The organism is Sphingomonas sanguinis (assembly GCF_019297835.1).
Lineage (GTDB): Bacteria > Pseudomonadota > Alphaproteobacteria > Sphingomonadales > Sphingomonadaceae > Sphingomonas > Sphingomonas sanguinis_D.
On record NZ_CP079203.1, the window covers coordinates 1,617,321 to 1,636,524 of the forward strand.

A 19,204-nucleotide genomic window follows, 5' to 3' on the forward strand; every position below is an offset into this window, starting at 1 on the left:
CCGATGGCGCTGATCCCCGTCGATCCCGCCGAGATCGCCACCATCGTCACCACGCTGGAGATGCGCGAGCGGCCCCGCCCGCGTCCCCTGCCCGCCGCGCCGCTGCAACTGGTCGCCTGGGGCAAGCCCGATCCGGTGAAATACCGCACGCTGTTCAAGCGGGTCGGCCAGCCCTGGCTGTGGTTCTCCCGGCTGGTGATGGACGACGCGACGCTGACCGCGATCATCCACGATCCCGCCGTCTCCGTCTTCGCGGTGGTCGACCGGATGGGGATCGAAGTCGGGCTGCTCGAACTCGATCATCGCAAGGCGGGGGAATGCGAGATCGGCTATTTCGGGCTGATCCCCGAGCTGGCGGGGCAAGGCCATGGCCGCTGGCTGATGGCGCAGGCGCTGATGCGCGCCTGGACCGCGCGTGTCGAGCGGGTGTGGGTGCATACCTGCACGCTCGACCATCCCTCCGCGCTCAACTTCTACCGCAAGCAGGGCTTCGTGGCCGTGTCGCGCGCGGTCGAGACCTTCCTCGATCCGCGCGCGCTGGGCGTCCTGCCCGAGGACGCCGCGCCGCAAATCCCCCGGCTCAGCCCCCGCGACTGACCAGTCGGCGATAGGCCGCGACCGCGACCAGTGCCTGGGCCAGCCCCGCCGCCATCGCCACCGCCGCCGATCCAGCCTGGAGCAGCGCGACCGCGACCGGATTGCCCGGCCCGTCGCCCTGCACCACATCCAACAGCGCGAGGAAGGGCTGGGCCGCGATCATGCCGCCCAGCGTGGTGCACGACGCCAGCGCCGCCATCGACAGTCCCGCCCCGCGCGTCAGCCCGACCGAGCGGGCGAGCGCGGCCATGGCGGGCATGCGCCGCTCGCCGAACAGCACCGGCCCGACGAGCAGCAGCCGACCAGAAACATATAGTCCCGGCAATATATAGAGCAGCATCCCCGCCCCCACCGGCAGGGCGACCAGGATCATCGCCAGCAGGAAACGCGGCGCCATCCTCAGCGCGCGGCCCAGCGCCTCGCCGACCGTCACCGGCCCGCTGAGTTGCAGCGCCAGGATCGCCGCCGTCCCGATCATGCCGACCGCATAGCTGGCGAAATACCAGCCGCCATAATGCCCTGCCCAGGCGCTGACCGAATCGATCCAGGCCATGGCCCGCGCAGTCGCCTCTCCGCCCTCCGTCTCCGGCAGCGGCGGCGACGGGACGAGCAGTCCCAACGCCAAGGCGGGCCAGAACATGAAGGGCGCGGCCAGCCGGATCAGCAGCGCGCGGTCGCGCCGGAACAGACCCCAGGCGTCCCGCAGGGTGGCGACGACATCCAGCCCCATCACAGCGACGGCGAACCGACCTCTTCACGATGCGCCTGCGCGCCCGCCGTCGCGACATAGAGCCGCGCGATGAAGACATAGGCCAAGGTCATGAAGCCCGCGCTGACCAGCGATCCCAGCAGCGCCGCCAGCCGAACGGCGGTCAGCGCCTGATCCGCCCCCAGCACCAGCCGGAAGGCCGCGCCGGTCACGCCCTGGACCGCCAGCGTCGCGACGCCCGCGACGATCAGGAACAGCACGAACACGCCAATCAGCCGCCAGGTCAGCCCCCGCGTCAGCGCGACCGAGCGACGGATCGCGCCCAGCCCGCGCCGCTCGTTCAGGGCGACCGCATAGACCAGCATCAGCCGCGCGACGCACCACAGCGACACCACCATGACCGTCAGGACATAAAGCACCAGGAACAGCGCCGCGCCGCCGCTCATCGGCGGCATCTTGGACGGATCGCCATTGGCCGCCATCGCGGCGGCGAAGTTGTAATGGGAAAGCCCCAGCACGACGAAACCGACCAGCACGACCAGCGCGAAGACGAAGCCGATCGCGAGCGCGACGCCCAGCACCGGCAGGAAGCGTCGAAACCCCGCGCGCGAGGCCTCCGCGCTGGTCGTCGCCGGATGGGTGGCGAGCGCCATGACGGCCAGCTGCCCCCAGATACCCAGCACGACGGACAGGATCGTCATCGCCAGCGCCGCCGGACCGACCGCCTGGCCAGGCACCGGCGGCGCGATCAGCATCTGCAGAACGCTCGGCAGGACGAAGCCGATCGCGGCGAAGGGGGCCAACATCCCGGCCCTTCCCGCCAGCACCTGTTGCGTGCTGTCCCACACCGTTCCAATCCTGACGGTCATGCTACCTCCCTTGGCGGCCCACCCCGTCCGCCTTTCCCGGCCTGCCTAACCGATTGCCGGGTGCAAAGCCATCGCGGCGGCTTGTCGGAGAGCGCGGCTTGCATCGGCGTCGTGGCGGGCGCAAGTACGGCGCATCGTGACCCATATTCCCGACATGTCCCATATAGAATGGCCCGATATCGAATGGCGGATCAGTCCGGGCCTGACCCCCTATGACCAGTCGCTCGCCGAAATGGAGGCGCGCGCCGCCGCGGTCGCGGCGGGGGAGGCGCGCGAGCTTGTCTGGCTGCTCGAACATCCGCCCGTCTATACCGCCGGGACCAGCGCCGATCCGGTCGAGCTGGTCGACCCGCGCTTCCCCGTGTTCCAGACCGGGCGCGGCGGCAAATATACCTATCACGGCCCCGGCCAGCGCACCGGCTATCTGATCCTCGACCTGGGCAAGCGCGGGCGCGACGTGCGGCATTTCGTCCATACGCTGGAGGACTGGCTGATCGCCGCGCTCGGGCGATTGGGCGTCAATGCGTTCCGTGCCGAGGGCCGCGTCGGCATCTGGACCCGCGACGGCGGGACCGAGGCGAAAGTGGGCGCAATCGGCGTCCGGGTGCGCCGCTGGGTGACGCTGCACGGCTTTGCGATCAACGTCGCGCCGGACCTTTCGCATTTCGGCGGGATCGTTCCCTGCGGCCTGCCCGAGTTCCCGGTGACCAGCCTTTTTGCGTTAAACGGCGTCAAGTCGTTGGAAACCTTTGACGAGGCGCTTGCGTTCAGCTTTTCGGCTTTCCTCAAGACCCTTGCATCGGACTGACAAAACGAGGCTTGAGGACCAGGCGGTATCCGATTAATGTCCACCCCGATTTGGGTAATAGGGCCAGCAAGCCGTTCCAAATCCATAATATCAAGGGAGCTTCCAATGCGTGCAATCATCTCCAAGGTCCTGACGGGCTCGATCATCGCCGGCGCGGCGCTCGCGGTTTCGGCTTGCGGCTCGAAGACCGAGAACACCACCGACGCGAACATGACCACCGAAATGAACGCTTCGGAAGGCATGGACACCGCCACCGACAACATGACCGCCGTCGACGGCACCATGAACGGTGGCATGATGGCCAACGACACCATGTCGAACGACATGATGATGGCCAACGACACGATGACGACCAACGCGACCAACGCGATGTAATCATCGTTGGGGTCATCCCCGACGAGAGGGGCCGTCCGGGCGACCGGGCGGCCCCTTTTTCATGGGCTGCCGCGAACACTATCGCCCTGCTTTGCCCGGCGGACAAAGCCCGGATTTCACTACCTTTCCGTAACGACCGACACGGTTAATTCGATGGCCGTGCGGGCGTAATTCCGTTTGGGAAAAAAGCCGAAAAGCGTTATGTTTCGGGACGCTCGAAGGCCCTACGGGGGAAGGATCGGAACACAATGAAAGTGGTGCGTACCGCGCTGGTAGCTGGCGTGGCGTTTTGGGGGATGGGTGCCGCTGCACCCGCATCGGCGCAATTCTTCCTGCAGCCCTATAATTTCCAGGGAAAGCCCGTTCAGGGCGACGAACCCGGCATCGGCCAGCCGCTGCCCGGCGCGACCCCGGCGGAATTGCGCGCGGGTCTGTTATGGAACATGCGCGCGGCGCTAAACGTCGCCGCTTTGCAGTGTCAGTTCGAACCGATGCTGACGACCGTCTCCAACTACAACGCCACGCTGAAGGACCACGAGGCCGAGCTGAAGGGCGCGTTCGACACGCTCGGCGCCTATTTCAAGCGGCAGAACAAGACGGTGAAGGCCGGGCAGGACGCGCTCGACCAATATGGCACGCGCACCTATGCCAGCTTCTCGTCGGTGTCGGGGCAGCTGGGCTTCTGCACCACGGCGGCGTCGATCCTGCATCAGGCGGTGTTCACCCCGCGCGGCCATCTGGGCGAGCTGGCGGTCGACCGGATGCGCGAACTGCGCAACAGCCTGGTCCCGTACGGCGAACAGCGTTTCCCCCGCTATATCGGCCGCGAGCATTTCGCCGCCACCATGCCGCGCCTAGATGCGCTGTGCTGGAACAAGAAGGCGGAATGGGTCGTCAAGAAGTGCGGCATCCAGAACTGGCCGCCCGCCGGCGCAACCAGCCTGGCGGCGCGCTGACCACCACTCCTCCCCTGTAAGGGGAGGTGGCAGGCCGCAGGCCTGACGGAGGGGTGTCGCGGTCGGTGAGGTAAAACCAACTTCGCTACCGGCTACACCCCTCCACCATCCTTCGGATGGTCCCCCTCCCCTTGCAGGGGAGGATTTTGCTTCAATAAAGCCCCCCTCCCCATCCGCGCCATAATTTGCTAGGCGCGCCCCCATGCTCAATCTGAATGGCATCACCGTGCGCCTGGGCGGCCGCACGATCCTCGACGGTGCATCCGCCGCACTCCCTCCCGGCAGCCGCGTCGGCCTGATCGGTCGTAACGGCGCGGGCAAGTCGACGCTCGTCCGCGTGATCGCGGGCCAGCTGGAAGCCGATGACGGCGCGTGCGAAATGCCCAAGGGCGCCAAGCTCGGTTATATCGCGCAGGAAGCCCCCGACGGCACCGCGACCCCGTTCGAAACGGTGCTAGCCGCCGACATCGAGCGCGCCGAACTGATGGAGCGCAGCGAGACCGAGAGCGACCCGGAAAAGCTGGGCGATATCTATGAGCGGCTGATCGCGATCGACGCCTATACCGCGCCCGCGCGTGCCTCCAGCATCCTTCAGGGCCTGGGCTTCGACGAGGCGATGCAGGGACGCCCGCTGTCCAGCTATTCGGGCGGGTGGAAGATGCGCGTCGCGCTCGCCGCGCTGCTGTTCTCCGCCCCCGACGTGCTGCTGCTCGACGAACCGTCGAACCACCTCGACCTCGAAGCGGTGATGTGGCTGGAGGATTTCCTCAAATCCTATCGCGCGACGATCCTGTTGGTCAGCCATGAACGCGACTTCCTGAACAATGTCGTCGACCACATCCTGCACCTGCAGGGCGGCAAGGTGACGCTCTATCCGGGCGGATACGACTCGTTCGAGCGCCAACGTGCCGAGCGGATGGCGCAGCTTGCCGCCGCCAAGGCGAATCAGGACGCGCAGCGCGCCAAGCTGCAGGATTATATCGCCCGCAACTCGGCCCGCGCCTCGACCGCCAAGCAGGCGCAGAGCCGCGCCAAGATGCTGTCCAAGATGCAGCCGATCGCCGAGATGGCGAACGATCCGTCGCTGTCCTTCGACTTCCCCGATCCCGACCAGCTTCGCCCGCCGCTCATCACGCTGGACCTGGCGAGCGTGGGCTATGCCGAGACGCCGATCCTGAAGCGGCTGAACCTGCGCATCGACCCGGATGACCGGATCGCGCTCTTGGGCCGCAACGGCAACGGCAAGACGACGCTCGCCCGCCTGCTCGCGGCGCAATTGACGCCGATGGAAGGCGACATGAATTCGAGCGGAAAGATGCGGGTCGGCTATTTCACCCAGTATCAGGTCGAGGAGCTCGACACCGACGACACAGCCTTGGAGCATATGACCCGCATCATGCGCGGCGCGAGCCCGGCGGCGGTGCGCGCGCAGTTGGGCCGTTTCGGCTTTTCGGGCGACAAGGCGACGACCAAGGTCGGCAAGCTGTCGGGCGGCGAGCGAGCGCGCCTTGCGCTGGCGCTGATCACCCGCGACGCGCCGCACATGCTGATCCTCGACGAGCCGACCAACCACCTGGACGTGGACGCACGCGAGGCGCTGGTCCAGGCTCTCAACATGTACAAGGGCACTGTCGTTCTGGTCAGCCACGATCGCCACATGCTGGAGATGACGGCGGACCGGCTGGTGCTGGTCGACAATGGCACCGCGAAGGAATTCGACGGGTCGCTCGACGATTATATCGCCTTCGTGCTGAAGGGCGATGCGGGCCAGGGCGACGCCGCGTCCAAGGCGGACCGGGCGGCAAACAAAAAGGCCTCGGCCGAGCAGCGCGAACGCTTCAATGCGATGAAGAAGACGCTGCGCGGCATTGAGGACGAGATGGCCAAGCTGACCCGCGAGCGCGACGCGCTGGACAAGGCGATGAACGATCCGGCCTCCGCCGAACCGCGCCATGCCAAGCTGTCGATGGGCGAGCTGAACAAGCGCCGGGCCGAAGTGGTCGACAAGCTGGCCGAGGCGGAAACGCGCTGGATGGAAGCCGGGGAGGCGATGGAGGCGGCGTAACCCCGTGTCTCGCTAAGCGAAGTCGAAGTGCGGTGAGGGATTCCCTTGGGCTTCGACTTCGCTCAGCCTGAACGGGGGTCTGGGGCCAAGGGCCAATAACGCTGGCCTGTACCCCGGCGAAGGCCGGGGCCCAGCTGCCACCAAGCCGGTGGCGCGCTCTCCGGCGCGTGGGAGGCGACAGCCTCGCCCCCTCGAAAGCGCCCCGCTACTGGACCCCGGCCTTCGCCGGGGTACGCCAGGCAATCAGGCTTCGGCTTCTTCCGAACCCTCTTCGGCACCATCGGCCGGATTCTCGATCCAGGCCTCGACCTCGCCATTGAGCTTCAGGGTCAGCGGGCGGCCATGGCGGTCGACCTTTTTGCCCAGCGCGACGCGGATCCAGCCTTCGGAAATGCAATATTCCTCGACGTCGCGGCGTTCATTGCCCTTGAAGCGGATGCCGACCCCACGCGAGAGGAGGTCCTGGTCGAAATAGGGGCTGTCCGGGTTGGTGGACAGGCGATCGGGAACGGTATCGGTCATAGCCTTGGGCCTTAACGCCGACTCGGGGGCGCTGCCAAGCAGGGGGCACAAGAAAAACGGCGCCGGGATCGCTCCCGACGCCGCTCGTCCGGTCAGTTACAGACCCGCACCGGCACGCTGCGGCCCCAATAGGGATCCCAGCGCCAATCCTGCCAGCAGCGCGGCGCATAGCTGCGATACTCGTAGGTCACCACCGGCGGCGGGGGCGGCGGTGCATAATAGGGGTCATAGCCACGGTCGTAATAATAGCCGCGATCGACATAGCGCGGCCGGTTGCTGCTCGCGATGGCCGCGCCGACACCCAGGCCGACGATGCCGCCCAGCAGCGCGCCCGCGACGGCATCGCCGCCCCGATCGCGGTGGTAATAGCCGCCATAGCCACCGCCCCAGCCACGGCCCCAACGCTGTGCCTCGGCCGGAGCCGCAGCCGTCAGCGCGGTGGCCCCCAGGGCCAGGCCCAATCCCAGCTTCTTCCAAACTCCGTTCATACCGAACCTCCGATACTAATACGCCCGGTCCGCTGATCGCAAAACGCGCAGGCGGCGCCCGTGTTGCCTTCCCTGCCACTATGGGGCTGAATGGACACGGAATGTGGCGTTTAGCCGTGGTTCAGGAGGAAAGGCGGACATGGCCTATTGGCTGCTCAAGTCGGAGGCGGACAGCTATGGCTGGGACGATCTGGTCCGCGACGGGCGGACCGAATGGGACGGCGTGCGCAATGCCGCCGCCGCCGGGCATTTGCGGGCGATGCAGCCGGGCGACTCGGCGCTTTTCTATCATAGCGGCAAGGACAAGGCGGCGGTCGGCATCGCGACCATCACCCGCACCGCGAAACCCGATGGCGATGACGGACGCTGGGTCTCGGTGGAGATCGCACCCGACCGCCCGCTCCCCCGCCCCGTCACGCTGGCGGCGATGAAGGCGGAAGGAAAGCTCGCCGCCCTGTCGATGCTGCGTCAGTCGCGACTGTCCGTATCGCCGGTGGGCGAGGCCGAATGGGCCGTGCTGATGGCGATGGCGGGACTGTAAGTCGTCAGCCCATGCGATAGGCGTAATCCGCCGCGTCGCGCACCTGTTCGGGCGTCGGACGGACGCCGGTGTAAAGCACGAACTGCTCCAGCGCCTGGATCGTCGCGACCTGGGTGCCGGTAATTACCCGCTTGCCCATGCCCCGCGCCGCCGCCAGGAAGCGCGTTTCGGGCGGATATTGCACCACGTCGAAGGCGATGTCGGCGCGTTCGATCATCACCTCCGGGAAGGCGAGCTGGTCCTCATTGCCCCCGGTCATGCCGATCGGCGTGACGTTGATGAGCAGCGGCGCGCCCTCGTCCAGTTCCGACGACCAGCCGAAGCCATAGAGCGCGGCCAGTTCACGTCCCAGCGCCTCGTTCCGCGCAACGATGGTGCCGTTGGCAAACCCTGCATCGCGCAACGCCGCCGCGACGGCCTTGGCCATGCCGCCCGATCCGCGCAGGACGAAGGGCGTGGCAGGATCGATATCCGCGATCAGTTCGACCACGGCGGCATAGTCGGTGTTGTAGCCGGTCAATCGCCCGTCATCGTTGACGATGGTGTTCACGCTGTCGATCGCCGCCGCCGATCCGGCCAGCCCGTCGAGCAACGGGATGACCGCCTCCTTGAACGGCATCGAAATGGCGCAACCGCGAATGTTGAGCGCCCGGATACCGCCCACCGCTCCGGCCAGATCGGTCGTGCTGAACGACTTGTAGACATAATCCAGCCCGGTCAGCTCGTAGAGCCGGTTGTGGAAGCGCGATCCGAAATTGCCGGGCCGGGCCGATAGCGACATGCATAGCCGCGTATCGCGACCGATGGGGGGCTTGGTGGTCATTCCGGTGGTTTAGCGGAGTGAGGGCGGAGGTGCATCCCGTTTCCCTTGGCCTTCGACTTCGGCGCAAAGCGCCGAAGTTTATCCTGAGCGGCTGGCTTGCCAGCCAGCCGAAGGGCTCAGGCTGAACGGAGGCTATTCCCTCGCTTAGTTCAGGCTGAGCGAAGTCGAAGCCCACGCCCCGCCCTATCCCCGCATCTCTCCCGCAATCGTCCGAACCAGCTCCCCGGCAGGCATGACACGAGCCAAGGGCGCCCCCTGCCCCGCCCATTGCGCGCCATATCCACCCTCACCCCGCGCCATGGCAGCGGCATGGAGCGCCTTCCCCGCATCGTAAGCGATCGGATAATCGGGTACCGCCGCCGTCAGCCCCTCCCCCAACGCGGTAAAGCGATTGGCCAAGCACCGCGCCGGACGCCCTGAGATCGCACGGGTCATCACCGTATGCGCCGCCGCCTCGCCCATCAGCGCCGCGCGGTACGCCGTATCAGCCGCGCTCTCGGGACAGGCGATGAAGGCCGTCCCCAGTTGCGCCGCGACCGCGCCCAGCGCGATGACAGCCGACACCCCCGCCCCGTCCATCACCCCGCCCGCCGCGATCACCGGCAGCCGCGTGCGCATCACCAGCAATCGGGTCAGCGCCAGCGTCCCCAACCGGTCGTCGGTCGCATCGGGATCGAATACCCCGCGATGCCCGCCCGCCTCATAGCCTTGTGCGACCAGCATATCGATCCCGGCACGCTCGGCGGCCTGCGCCTCGGCCAGCGAGGTGACGCTGGCCAGCAACAGGCATCCCGCCTGTTTCAGGGTCGCGATGCGGGCCTGATCCGGCAAGCCGAAGTGAAAGCTGACCACCGCTGGTTTCACCTCGACCAGCAGCGCCAGCATCGCATCGTCCTGCGCAAAGCTGGGATAGATCGCCCGCAACGTCGCTGGCGGCTCGGCGTCGAACGCAGCGAAAGCGAGGCGAAGCGCCTCGCACCACGCCGCTTCCCGCACCGGATCGGGCTTGGGCGGCGCATGGACGAAGAGATTGACGTTGAACGGCCGATCGGTTCGCTCACGCGTTTCGGCGATCATCCGCGCGGCGCTGGACGGGTCGCTCGCGCCCAGCGCGATCGCGCCCAGGCCACCGGCCGCATTCACCGCCGCCGCCATGGCGGGAGTCGACACCCCCGCCATCGGCGCTTGCAAGATAGGCAGATCGAGGTTCAGACCCGCCAACACGCCCATCAGCGCGGGGCCTTGGCCCCCTCGACGGCGGCTTGCGGATCGACCGAGGGCGCGCCCTTGGCGGGCGTGCCGGTATTGGCGATCGATCCGGTGTCGGCGCGGGGGTCTTCCTCGACCTTGTTGACCGCCGCGTCAGCGCCGTTCGCAGGCGCATCGCCCGCCGCCGGTTCCGCCTTGGCCGCCGGAGCTGCCGGGAGCGGCAGGTTCGATCCCTGCTGGTTGAGGTACAGGATCACGTTGGCGCGGTCCTGCGGATTGGAAAGCCCGGCAAAGGTCATCTTGGTGCCAGGGGCGAATTTGCGCGGCGACGTCAGCCACGCGTTCATCTTGTCCCAGTCCCATTTGCCGCCGACTGCCTTCAGCGCGTCGGAAAAGGCGAAGCCCGCCTTACCCTGCGCAATCGCTTCGCCCATGGTGGCATAGAGATTGGGTCCGATGCCGTTCGCGCCACCCTGATTGATGGTGTGGCACGCGGCACATTTCTTGAAGACTTCGGCGCCCTTGGCCGCGTCGGCGGCCGGCAGCAACGAGGCGATCGGCACTTCGGCGGCACCGCCGCCCGCACCTTCGGCCTCTACGCCCTCGATCGCATAGCCCATTTTTTCGGGGCGTTCTTCGTGGAAGATCATGCCGCCGACGATCGAAAGGCCCAATGCCGTGCCTGCCGCACCCAGCACCCATCCCGCGATCGTATTGGTCTTTAGGTCCATCGCGTTTCGCTGCCCCGCCAATATCTCTCCTGAACGCGGACCTTAGGTGCGGCTTTCGCGAACGGCAAGTTCTGCTTCCCTTGTCGCCTGCCTTGATCGTGCCGCGTGCCCGCTCTACGCCGCTGGCCCATGGAGAATTACGCCGCCCCCGCCCGCCCCATCGTCGCGGGCATGACCGCCGCCGCCCTGGCCGAGCCGGCCCGCGCCGTCGCCTTTCAGGGCGCGCCGGGCGCCAACAGCCATGTCGCCGCGACGGAGGTGTTTCCGGACGGCCTGCCGCTCCCCTGTTTCGACTTCGCCGACGCGCTGGACGCGGTGAAGAGCGGCAAGGCCGACCGCGCGATCATTCCCATCGAGAATTCTCTGCACGGGCGGGTGGCCGACATCCATTTCCTGCTGCCCGAATCCGGGCTGGTCATCGTGGGTGAGCATTTCCTGTCGATCCGCCACGCGCTGATGGCTACGGGCGGGCGCGACGGGCTGGTCGAGGCGATGAGCCATCCGCAGGCGCTGGGCCAGTGCCGCCACTGGCTGCGCGCACATGGCATCCGCCCGATCGCCTATGCCGATACGGCAGGCGCGGCGGCGCGGGTGGCGGAGATGGCCGACCCGCGCGTCGCCGCGCTCGCCCCGCCGCGCGCCGCCGAACTCTATGGCCTGAACCTGCTGGCCGAGGATATTTCGGACGCCGACAGCAACATGACCCGCTTCGTCGTGCTGGCGCGTGGCGGCCAGCCGCCGGTCGGCGACGGCCCGTGGATGACCAGCCTGATCTTCGAGGTGAAGAACATCCCCGCCGCGCTCTACAAGGCGATGGGCGGCTTCGCGACCAACGGCGTCAACATGACCAAGCTGGAAAGCTATCAGCGCGGCGGCAGCTTTGCCGCGACGGAATTCTATTGCGACGTGGTCGGGCGGCCGGGCGAAGCGGCGTTCGACCGCGCGATCGAGGAACTGGGCTTCCACAGCAAATGGGTGCGGATGCTGGGAACGTACGCCCAGGCGCGGCAACGGGGATGACCTATTCCTCCCCGGCACGGGGGGGTGGCAGGCCGCAGGCCTGACGGAGGGGGGCTTCCACAAAGGGCGTCCCCTGAGGCACGCCCCCTCCACCAGCTTCGCTGGTCCCCCTCCCCGTACCGGGGAGGATTTACTTTGCCCACGCCTCCAGCAGCGTATGCGCGATCGCATAGGACGGCGGCACGCCGAAACGCGATCCGTCCCCGGCCAGCGCCGCGCGTACCTCGTCGCGCGAAACCCAGATTGCGTCCTCCAGCTCGGTCGTGTCGATGGTCAGCCGATCGTCCACCGCCTCCGCCACGCAGGCGATCATCAGCGACGACGGGAAGGGCCAGGGCTGGCTGGCGATGTAGCGGACATTGTTCACCCGCACGCCCGCTTCCTCGAACAGCTCGCGCGCGACGGCTTCCTCGATCGATTCGCCCGGTTCCAGAAAGCCTGCCAGCGCCGAATAACGCCCCGGCGGAAAGGCGGGCTGGCGGCCCAGCAGCGCGCGGCCCTGATGCTCGGCGATCATGATGACTACCGGATCGACGCGCGGGAAATGCTCGGTGCCGCAAGAGGGGCAATGCCGCCCCCAGCCCGCACGGAACGGTTCGGTCGCGGCACCACACTTCGCGCAGAAACCGTGCCGCGCATGCCAGTCGAGCACCGAGCGCGCCGCCGCATAGGTCGCCGCCTCGCCCGCCTCCAGCGCGTGAAGCGCAGCGATCATCTCGACAGAGCGACCCACCGCCGGTTCGCCGGTCAACCGGGCGAAATGCGGCACGCCGTCCTCGATGCCGAGCAGAACATGCTCGGTCAGAGATGCCGAGGGTCCAACGGCGGTCCAGCCCAGCTGCCCGCCCTCCATGACCGGCTGATAGTCGTTCAGGACCAGCAATCGCGCCGCCGGATCGGCCAGCGCCGCCGCGAACCCCGCCGCATCGTGTCGCAGCGGATCGGCGCGGTCCAGCCGCCCGCCGGTAAAACCGATCACCGTCACTTCGCCATCCGTCCCAGATCCGGATACAGCGCCTTCGCCAGATCCTGACGCAGCGGATAGCGGTCGGCGGGAAAATAATTGACCATCACGACCCCGCGCACATGCCGGGTCGGATCGACATAGGCGATGGTGCCCGCCGCGCCGCCCCAGCCATAGGTGCCCTTGCCCGGCCCGCCCGGCATATCGGCCAGTGTCACCGATCCGCCCGCACCAAAGCCCATCGCCGCCTCGCCCGACGCGCCGCCGGTCGCCCCCCCGACACCGCCGAAGGTCACGCCCGGCGGTAACAGGTTGGACATGGCGAGCTTCACCGTCCCCGGCTTCATCACCCGCACCCCGTCCACCTGCCCTTCATTCTGGAGCATCTGGAGGAAGCGGTCATAATCGCGCGCCGACATTACCAGCCCCGCGCCGCCATAGGGAAAGCTGGGCGCTTGGCGAAAGACCGACCCGGCCGCCGGATCGACCGGGATCAACGTGTCGCCCAAGAAGGTATAGTTGCTGACCAGCCGCTTGGCCGCCGATGCGGGCACCTGCCAAAAGCTCGACGTCATCTTCAACGGCGTGAACAGCCGCGTCTGGACGAAGCGTTCGAACGGCATGCCCGATACCTTTTCGACCACCGCCGCCAGCACGTCGAGGCCCATCGAATAGCTCCACCGCGTCCCCGGCTCGGCGACCAGTGGAACACGGGCGGCACGCTCGGCGAATTGCTGGAGCGTGGCGGGGCGGGTCGGGCGGACCTTCGCCTCGACCTGCGCATTGGCGGCGAAGGGCACCAGCCCCAGCCGCTCATATTCCTTGAGCAGCGGGCCTTTCGCGGTGAAGCTGTATCCCAGCCCGGCCGTGTGGGTCATCAACTCGCGGATCGTGATCGGGTTGGTCGCCGGGCGGCTGTCGAGCGACGCCTGCGGATTGGTCAGCACCCGCATCTGCTTGTACGCTGGATAGATGTCGGACAGCGGCTGATCGAGCTTCAGCTTACCCTCCTCGATCAGGATCATCGCGGCCATGGCGGTGATCGGCTTGGTCATCGAATAGACCCGCCACAGGCTGTCGGGGGTGGCGGCGGGTGCATTCGGCTCGATCCCCGTCCGCCCGGCGGCGACGAACATCGGCGGTCGTCCCTGCAGCCCGATCGCGGCGACGATACCCGGCATCTTGCCCGACTTCACATAGCCGTCGAACAGCGCCTGGGTGGCGGGCAGCGCGCTTGCGCCCCTTGTCTGCGGGGCCTGCGCCACCTGCGCGGGGGCGGCGGCACCCAGCAAGGCCAGCATCGCCCCGCCCGTCATCATCACTCGACGCTTCATCACTATCAGGCCCTTTTCAACAGATCGGCTGCCCGCGCGAACAAGGTGGGCAGCCCTGCGGTTCCAAGGTCCCCTATCGGCCACCACTCCCCCACGCTCCTATCGTCCGGCTCGCCCTCGGTCCGCGCCAATGCCAGTTCCAGCTCGAAATGGGTGAAGCCATGCACGACCGTCTCGTTCAGCATCGTCCACGGCCCCTGCCCCGGCGCATCGGCCAGCCCGGGCCGCTCATCGACCCAGGGTCCGGTCGGCAGCGCGCGCATACCGCCCAGCATCCCCTTGTCCGGGCGGCGGACCAGCCAGACGCGCCCCTTTTGCTCGATCCAGAAGACGGTGCCGTGACGATAGGGCCGCGCCTTTTTGGGCGCCTTTGCGGGCAGCGTCTCGGCGCCCCCCTCCGCCCTCGCCCTGCAATCCACCGCGATCGGGCAGAGCAGGCATTGCGGCTTCTTCACCGTGCAGATGGAGGAGCCCAAATCCATCATCGCCTGCGCAAAATCACCCGCGCGCGTGTCGGGCGTAATCCGGTCGGTGGCCTCGCGGATCGCGGGCCGCGCGGCGGGCAGCGGGGTCGTGATGGCAAACAGCCGGGCGACGACGCGCTCGACATTGGCATCGACCACCACCGCGCGCTCGCCGAACGCGATCGCCGCGACCGCCGCCGCCGTATAGGCCCCCAGCCCCGGTAGCGCCCGCAACCCCGCCTCGGTCGTCGGAAAGCGCCCGCCATGCTCGGCGACCACAGCCCGCGCGGCCTTCACCAGATTGCGGGCACGGGCATAATAGCCCAGCCCCGCCCAGGCGGCCATGATGTCCTCGTCCGACGCCGCCGCCAAGCTGACGACATCAGGCCAGCGCGCCACCCAGGCGGTGAAGCGGGGCGTGACCGCCGCCACCGTCGTCTGTTGCAGCATCACCTCGGACAACCAGACGCGGTAGGGATCGGGCACCTCCCCCGGTTTGCTGCGCCAAGGCAGGTCGCGGGCATGCCGGTCGTACCAGGCGAGCAGCCGGGTGGCGGGCGTATCGGGCGATGATGAATGCTTGGCGTCCACCCGCCCGCTATGGCATGGGGACGGATATGAGCAAGCGCGTCCGCGCCCCCCAGGAGCCGCCCCCCCGTTCCAACCGCCCCCGCGCGGTGTCCGAATTGCTGCCCGCCATCGGCGGCGCGGCCTTTCGCCGCTTCGGTTTCGTCCAGAGCGCGATCGTCAGCCGCTGGCCCGATATCGTCGGCCCGCGCCTGTCGACCGCCAGCGCCCCCGAATCGATTCGCTTTCCGCAGGGCGAGAAGCAGAACGGCGTGCTGACCCTGGTCGTGCGCGGCGCCCACGCACCGATGATGCAGCATATCGCGCCCGAGATCATCGAGCGGGTGAACCGCTTCTTCGGCTATCCGGCGGTCGCCCGGCTCCAGATCCGGCAGGGCGAGCTGCCGATGGCCGCCCCGCGTCGCGCGCCCGCCCCCCCGCCCCAGCCGGTGCCGCCGGAAATGGGCGAAGGGCTGCGCCAGATCGCGGACCCGGAGCTTCGCGCCGTGCTCGAGTCGCTTGCCGCAGGCGTCGCTGCGACGCGCGGCCTACCCAAGGTTTCGTGATGCGCCTTTTCCTGTCGCTGGCCGCGCTCGGCCTGTCGCTGTCCGCCGTTCCGGCCGATGCCGCCCAGGCGCGAGCCAAGGTCGACTGGACCACCCATATCACCCAGACCCCGGCCGGGGCCTATGTCATCGGCAATCCGGCCGCGCGGGTGAAGCTGGTCGAATATGTCAGCTATACCTGCCCGCACTGCGCAGCGTTCATCAACAGCGCGACGCCCGTGCTGAAGAGGCAGATGGTCCGGTCGGGGTCGACCAGCGTCGAAATCCGCCATTACCTGCTCAACCGGATCGACCTGGCCGCCTCGCTCATCGCGCGGTGCGGCGGCGCGGGCAAGTTCGTCGGGCTGACCGAGACGCTGTTCGCCCAGCAGAAGAGCTGGGCCGCGCGCGCCATGGAGTTCGAACAGGCCAATGGTCAGCGTATCGGCATGTACCCGCCCGCCGCGCAAATGCGCGCGGTCGCCGACGGGGCCGGGCTGACCGCGATCGGCAAGAGCGCCGGGCTGACCGATGCGCAGATCGCTACCTGTCTGGCGGACCGCGCCGCCACCGACCGTATCGTCGCGATGACGAGCTCGGCACCCGAATCGTTCGAGGGCACGCCCGGCTTCTTCATCAACGGCAAACAGGCCATGGGCGTCTTCACCTGGGAAAAGCTTCAGCCGCTGTTGCGCGCGGCGGGCGCCCGCTAAATTCTTCTTTTTCCTTCGGAGCATATGTCGATGAAGTCTCGTCTTCTCCTCCTCGCCCTTCCGCTCGCGCTGGCCGCCTGCGGTGGTGGCAATGGTGACGCCAACAGCAGCGCGCCCGCAGCCTCCCCGCTGCCCGCAGTCCCCGCCCCGGCGGGCCAGGACTGGACCCAGGTGGTGAACAAGACCGCCGAGGGCTATGTGATGGGCAACCCCAACGCGCCCATCAAGCTGGTCGAATATGGTTCGCGCCTGTGCCCGGCCTGCGGCGCCTTCGCGCGTGAGGGCTATGAGCCGCTGGTCAACAATTTCGTGAAGTCGGGCAAGGTCAGCTGGGAATTCCGCGAATTCCTGATCCACGGCGCGCCCGACCTGCCCCCGGCGCTGCTCGGCATCTGCGCGGGCGAGGCGACCTTCTTCCCGGTGCTGGAACAGATGTACCAGTCGCAGCAGGGCTTCAACGACAAGCTCCAGGCGATGAGCCCCGATCAGCAGAAGGCGCTGCAGACCGCCAAGCCGGTCGACGTCATCAAGGCGCTGGCCGACCAGATGGACCTCATCAACTTCGTCAAGCAGCGCGGCATCCCCGAAGCCAAGGCGCGTCAGTGCCTGGGCGACATGAAGGAGATCGACCGTCTGACCAAGCAGACCCAGGATCGCGGCGCCGACGGCACCGTGACGGGCACGCCGACCTTCCTGCTGAATGGAAAGCCGCTGAAGGGCGCGATCAGCTGGCCGGACGTGCAGGCGGCGCTGAAGAACGCGGGCGCGTAAGCGGGTCGGACTTTCGGATTACGGGAAAGGCGGTCGGGCGATGGTCCGGCCGCCTTTTTCTATGCCTTGGTCGCTTATGCACCCCGGCGGAGGCCGGGGCCCAGCTTCCATGTGGCCGATGGCGCGCAGTGCGGATGCGGGGGAAGCAATGACGAAGCGGGTCGTTGGGCCTCCCACGCCATGTTCAATGCTCCTTCGGGCGCATCGAAACTGGCCCCCGGCCTCCGCCGGGGTACGGGAGTTTCCATAGCCCCCCACCCCACCTCCGTTCGCACTGAGCGAAGTCGAAGTGCACGCCCCGCTCTCACCCCAAGCGAGTCCCATAGCCTTCGACTACGCTCAGGCTGAACGGGCGTTGAGAAGGCGAAGACGCAAAAAAGGCCCGGGGATCGCTCCCCGAGCCTCTCTTTGGCATTGCCGCAAGGACAGGCCGGTCCGGTTCCCGGCGGGCAAGCCCCGCCGGTCCCCGATCCGACTTAGAAGTCCATGCCGCCCATGCCGCCCATGCCGCCACCGGCGGGCATGGCGGGCTTGTCTTCGGGCAGCTCGGCCACGGTGGCTTCCGTGGTGATCAGCAGGCCCGCGACCGACGCCGCGTTCTGGAGCGCGGTGCGGACGACCTTGGTCGGGTCGATGACGCCAGCGGCCACCAGGTTCTCATAGGTGTCGGTCGACGCGTTGAAGCCGAACGAGGTGTCGTCCTGGTCGAGCAGCTTGCCCGACACGACCGCACCGTCATGACCGGCGTTCTGAGCGATCTGGCGAACCAGCGCGGTCAGCGACTTGCGAACGATGTCGATACCACGGGTCTGGTCGTCGTTGACGCCCTTGACGCCGTCCAGCGCCTTGGTCGCGTACAGCAGCGCCGTACCACCGCCCGGGACGATGCCCTCTTCGACGGCCGCGCGGGTCGCGTGCAGCGCGTCGTCGACGCGGTCCTTGCGCTCCTTGACCTCGACCTCGGTCGCACCGCCGACCTTGATGACGGCCACGCCGCCAGCGAGCTTGGCCAGACGCTCCTGGAGCTTCTCGCGGTCGTAATCGCTGGTGGTGTTCTCGATCTGCGCACGGATCGCCTCGGTGCGGCCCTTGATCGCGTCGGCTTCACCCGCACCATCGACGATGGTGGTGTTGTCCTTGTCGATCGTGACGCGCTTGGCGGTGCCCAGCATGCCGACGGTGACGGTCTCGAGCTTGATGCCCAGGTCTTCCGAGATCAGCTCGCCTGCGGTCAGGATGGCGATGTCTTCCAGCATCGCCTTGCGACGATCGCCGAAGCCCGGTGCCTTGACCGCTGCGACCTTCAGGCCGCCGCGCAGCTTGTTGACGACGAGCGTGGCCAGAGCCTCGCCCTCGATGTCCTCGGCGATGATCAGAAGCGGACGGCCCGACTGGACGACGGCTTCCAGGATCGGGAGCATCGCCTGCAGGTTCGACAGCTTCTTCTCATGGATCAGGATGTACGGGTCGTTCAGTTCGACCGTCATCTTTTCCGGGTTGGTGATGAAGTAGGGCGAGAGGTAGCCGCGGTCAAACTGCATGCCCTCGACGACGTCGAGCTCGAAATCGAGACCCTTCGCTTCCTCGACGGTGATCACGCCTTCCTTGCCGACCTTCTCCATGGCTTCGGCAATCTTCTCGCCGACTTCACGGTCGCCATTGGCCGAGATGATGCCGACCTGCGCCACTTCCGACGAACCCGACACGGGCTTCGAGCGCGACTTGATGTCCTCAGTCACCTTGGCGACGGCGATGTCGATGCCGCGCTTCAGGTCCATCGGGTTCATGCCGGCCGCGACCGACTTCATACCCTCGCGGACGATCGCCTGGGCCAGGACGGTCGCGGTGGTGGTGCCGTCACCGGCGATGTCGTTGGTCTTCGACGCCACTTCGCGCACCATCTGGGCGCCCATGTTCTCGAACTTGTCCTTGAGTTCGATTTCCTTGGCGACCGAAACGCCGTCCTTGGTGATGCGCGGGGCACCGAACGACTTGTCGATCACGACGTTGCGGCCCTTCGGCCCCAGCGTGACCTTGACGGCATCGGCGAGGATGTCGACGCCCTTCATGATGCGCTCACGCGCGTCGCGCGAAAACTTGACTTCCTTGGCTGCCATGTTGGCTACCCTTTCA

General features: G+C 67.4%; 21 protein-coding genes. 10 read left to right on the top strand and 11 right to left on the bottom strand.

From position 1 onward, the window contains the following. The first annotated feature begins 3 nt into the window (after positions 1-3). A complete protein-coding gene (locus tag KV697_RS07430) occupies positions 4-597 on the top strand; it encodes a GNAT family N-acetyltransferase (RefSeq protein ID WP_219020750.1) in 594 nt (197 codons plus the stop codon). On the opposite strand, the gene KV697_RS07435 is transcribed toward KV697_RS07430, so the two are convergent. Continuing rightward, positions 581-1,327 (bottom strand): hypothetical protein, encoded by a 747-nt coding sequence (locus KV697_RS07435; protein ID WP_219020751.1) that lies wholly within the window; start codon positions 1,325-1,327, stop codon positions 581-583. The two genes, KV697_RS07430 and KV697_RS07435, sit on opposite strands and share 17 nt — an antisense overlap. Continuing rightward, a complete protein-coding gene (locus KV697_RS07440; protein WP_219020752.1) occupies positions 1,327-2,175 on the bottom strand; it encodes a hypothetical protein in 849 nt (282 codons plus the stop codon). The genes KV697_RS07435 and KV697_RS07440 overlap by 1 nt, the downstream gene beginning before the upstream one ends. A gap of 154 nt (positions 2,176-2,329) precedes the next feature. Here KV697_RS07440 and lipB point away from each other — a divergent pair, with 154 nt between their 5' ends. From lipB to KV697_RS07460, 4 genes are all read left to right on the top strand, one after another. Further along, positions 2,330-2,983, top strand: coding sequence for a lipoyl(octanoyl) transferase LipB (gene lipB, locus KV697_RS07445; RefSeq protein WP_219020753.1), 654 nt, complete (start codon positions 2,330-2,332; stop codon positions 2,981-2,983). 105 nt (positions 2,984-3,088) lie between these two features. Beyond that, complete coding sequence (locus KV697_RS07450) at positions 3,089-3,358, top strand: hypothetical protein (protein WP_175311538.1); 270 nt, start codon at positions 3,089-3,091, stop codon at positions 3,356-3,358. Between the two features lie 248 nt (positions 3,359-3,606). Then, positions 3,607-4,314 (top strand): hypothetical protein, encoded by a 708-nt coding sequence (locus KV697_RS07455; protein WP_219020754.1) that lies wholly within the window; start codon positions 3,607-3,609, stop codon positions 4,312-4,314. 202 nt (positions 4,315-4,516) lie between these two features. Next, positions 4,517-6,379, top strand: a complete 1,863-nt coding sequence (locus KV697_RS07460; RefSeq protein ID WP_219020755.1) for an ABC-F family ATP-binding cassette domain-containing protein — start codon at positions 4,517-4,519, stop codon at positions 6,377-6,379. Positions 6,380-6,622: 243 nt separating this feature from the next. On the opposite strand, the gene KV697_RS07465 is transcribed toward KV697_RS07460, so the two are convergent. Continuing rightward, positions 6,623-6,901, bottom strand: a complete 279-nt coding sequence (locus tag KV697_RS07465; protein ID WP_219020756.1) for a DUF3297 family protein — start codon at positions 6,899-6,901, stop codon at positions 6,623-6,625. Between the two features lie 92 nt (positions 6,902-6,993). Continuing rightward, positions 6,994-7,389, bottom strand: coding sequence for a hypothetical protein (locus KV697_RS07470; RefSeq protein ID WP_219020757.1), 396 nt, complete (start codon positions 7,387-7,389; stop codon positions 6,994-6,996). Between the two features lie 139 nt (positions 7,390-7,528). On the opposite strand from KV697_RS07470, the gene KV697_RS07475 reads away from it, so the two are divergent. Further along, positions 7,529-7,930 carry an EVE domain-containing protein gene (locus KV697_RS07475; protein ID WP_219020758.1) on the top strand — a complete coding sequence of 134 codons (402 nt, stop codon included), beginning with the start codon at positions 7,529-7,531 and terminating at the stop codon, positions 7,928-7,930. A gap of 4 nt (positions 7,931-7,934) precedes the next feature. Here the strand turns inward: KV697_RS07475 and KV697_RS07480 are convergent, their stop codons facing one another. The 3 genes from KV697_RS07480 to KV697_RS07490 all read right to left on the bottom strand — a co-directional run bounded on the left by KV697_RS07480 (position 7,935) and on the right by KV697_RS07490 (position 10,693). Further along, positions 7,935-8,753, bottom strand: coding sequence for a shikimate 5-dehydrogenase (locus KV697_RS07480; protein ID WP_219020759.1), 819 nt, complete (start codon positions 8,751-8,753; stop codon positions 7,935-7,937). A 183-nt stretch (positions 8,754-8,936) separates the two neighbouring features. Continuing rightward, complete coding sequence (locus KV697_RS07485; RefSeq protein ID WP_219020760.1) at positions 8,937-9,983, bottom strand: NAD(P)H-dependent flavin oxidoreductase; 1,047 nt, start codon at positions 9,981-9,983, stop codon at positions 8,937-8,939. Continuing rightward, positions 9,983-10,693 (bottom strand): c-type cytochrome, encoded by a 711-nt coding sequence (locus KV697_RS07490; protein WP_219021289.1) that lies wholly within the window; start codon positions 10,691-10,693, stop codon positions 9,983-9,985. Before KV697_RS07490 ends, KV697_RS07485 begins: the two co-directional genes overlap by 1 nt. Before the next feature lie 129 nt (positions 10,694-10,822). Between KV697_RS07490 and KV697_RS07495 the strand changes: the two genes are divergently transcribed. Beyond that, positions 10,823-11,713, top strand: a complete 891-nt coding sequence (locus KV697_RS07495; protein WP_219021290.1) for a prephenate dehydratase — start codon at positions 10,823-10,825, stop codon at positions 11,711-11,713. 130 nt (positions 11,714-11,843) lie between these two features. Here the strand turns inward: KV697_RS07495 and nudC are convergent, their stop codons facing one another. Genes nudC through KV697_RS07510 form a run of 3 tightly spaced genes read right to left on the bottom strand, consistent with a single transcriptional unit; the run spans position 11,844 to position 15,066 of the window. Then, a complete protein-coding gene (gene nudC, locus KV697_RS07500; RefSeq protein ID WP_219020761.1) occupies positions 11,844-12,698 on the bottom strand; it encodes an NAD(+) diphosphatase in 855 nt (284 codons plus the stop codon). Further along, on the bottom strand, positions 12,695-14,011 hold the full coding sequence (locus tag KV697_RS07505) for a serine hydrolase domain-containing protein (RefSeq protein ID WP_219021291.1): 1,317 nt from the start codon (positions 14,009-14,011) through the stop codon (positions 12,695-12,697). The genes nudC and KV697_RS07505 overlap by 4 nt, the downstream gene beginning before the upstream one ends. 5 nt (positions 14,012-14,016) lie before the next feature. Further along, entirely contained in the window at positions 14,017-15,066 is a 1,050-nt protein-coding gene (locus KV697_RS07510; protein ID WP_219020762.1) for an A/G-specific adenine glycosylase, read from the bottom strand. Between the two features lie 26 nt (positions 15,067-15,092). Between KV697_RS07510 and KV697_RS07515 the strand changes: the two genes are divergently transcribed. From KV697_RS07515 to KV697_RS07525, 3 genes are read left to right on the top strand one after another with little or no spacing between them, the layout of a single operon-like run. Further along, the gene (locus tag KV697_RS07515) at positions 15,093-15,608 is read left to right on the top strand and encodes a DUF721 domain-containing protein (RefSeq protein ID WP_219020763.1); all 516 of its coding nucleotides are present in this window, start codon (positions 15,093-15,095) and stop codon (positions 15,606-15,608) included. After that, complete coding sequence (locus tag KV697_RS07520; protein ID WP_257575840.1) at positions 15,608-16,300, top strand: DsbA family protein; 693 nt, start codon at positions 15,608-15,610, stop codon at positions 16,298-16,300. The genes KV697_RS07515 and KV697_RS07520 overlap by 1 nt, the downstream gene beginning before the upstream one ends. Before the next feature lie 30 nt (positions 16,301-16,330). After that, positions 16,331-17,071, top strand: coding sequence for a DsbA family protein (locus KV697_RS07525; RefSeq protein WP_219020765.1), 741 nt, complete (start codon positions 16,331-16,333; stop codon positions 17,069-17,071). A gap of 476 nt (positions 17,072-17,547) precedes the next feature. On the opposite strand, the gene groL is transcribed toward KV697_RS07525, so the two are convergent. Next, positions 17,548-19,188 (bottom strand): chaperonin GroEL, encoded by a 1,641-nt coding sequence (gene groL, locus KV697_RS07530; RefSeq protein ID WP_058717392.1) that lies wholly within the window; start codon positions 19,186-19,188, stop codon positions 17,548-17,550. Between the last annotated feature and the right edge of the window lie 16 nt (positions 19,189-19,204).

Bases quoted from the DNA above. Each gene is read 5' to 3' on its own strand.
- KV697_RS07430 (WP_219020750.1), top strand. From the start codon at position 4: ATGGCGCTGATCCCCGTCGATCCCGCCGAGATCGCCACCATCGTCACC.
- KV697_RS07495 (WP_219021290.1), top strand. From the start codon at position 10,823: ATGGAGAATTACGCCGCCCCCGCCCGCCCCATCGTCGCGGGCATGACC.
- KV697_RS07520 (WP_257575840.1), top strand. From the start codon at position 15,608: ATGCGCCTTTTCCTGTCGCTGGCCGCGCTCGGCCTGTCGCTGTCCGCC.
- KV697_RS07480 (WP_219020759.1), bottom strand. From the start codon at position 8,753: ATGACCACCAAGCCCCCCATCGGTCGCGATACGCGGCTATGCATGTCG.
- lipB (WP_219020753.1), top strand. From the start codon at position 2,330: ATGTCCCATATAGAATGGCCCGATATCGAATGGCGGATCAGTCCGGGC.
- KV697_RS07470 (WP_219020757.1), bottom strand. From the start codon at position 7,389: ATGAACGGAGTTTGGAAGAAGCTGGGATTGGGCCTGGCCCTGGGGGCC.
- KV697_RS07490 (WP_219021289.1), bottom strand. From the start codon at position 10,693: ATGGACCTAAAGACCAATACGATCGCGGGATGGGTGCTGGGTGCGGCA.
- KV697_RS07515 (WP_219020763.1), top strand. From the start codon at position 15,093: ATGAGCAAGCGCGTCCGCGCCCCCCAGGAGCCGCCCCCCCGTTCCAAC.
- KV697_RS07465 (WP_219020756.1), bottom strand. From the start codon at position 6,901: ATGACCGATACCGTTCCCGATCGCCTGTCCACCAACCCGGACAGCCCC.
- KV697_RS07450 (WP_175311538.1), top strand. From the start codon at position 3,089: ATGCGTGCAATCATCTCCAAGGTCCTGACGGGCTCGATCATCGCCGGC.
- KV697_RS07435 (WP_219020751.1), bottom strand. From the start codon at position 1,327: ATGGGGCTGGATGTCGTCGCCACCCTGCGGGACGCCTGGGGTCTGTTC.
- groL (WP_058717392.1), bottom strand. From the start codon at position 19,188: ATGGCAGCCAAGGAAGTCAAGTTTTCGCGCGACGCGCGTGAGCGCATC.
- KV697_RS07525 (WP_219020765.1), top strand. From the start codon at position 16,331: ATGAAGTCTCGTCTTCTCCTCCTCGCCCTTCCGCTCGCGCTGGCCGCC.
- KV697_RS07485 (WP_219020760.1), bottom strand. From the start codon at position 9,983: ATGGGCGTGTTGGCGGGTCTGAACCTCGATCTGCCTATCTTGCAAGCG.
- KV697_RS07475 (WP_219020758.1), top strand. From the start codon at position 7,529: ATGGCCTATTGGCTGCTCAAGTCGGAGGCGGACAGCTATGGCTGGGAC.
- KV697_RS07460 (WP_219020755.1), top strand. From the start codon at position 4,517: ATGCTCAATCTGAATGGCATCACCGTGCGCCTGGGCGGCCGCACGATC.
- KV697_RS07505 (WP_219021291.1), bottom strand. From the start codon at position 14,011: ATGAAGCGTCGAGTGATGATGACGGGCGGGGCGATGCTGGCCTTGCTG.
- KV697_RS07440 (WP_219020752.1), bottom strand. From the start codon at position 2,175: ATGACCGTCAGGATTGGAACGGTGTGGGACAGCACGCAACAGGTGCTG.
- KV697_RS07455 (WP_219020754.1), top strand. From the start codon at position 3,607: ATGAAAGTGGTGCGTACCGCGCTGGTAGCTGGCGTGGCGTTTTGGGGG.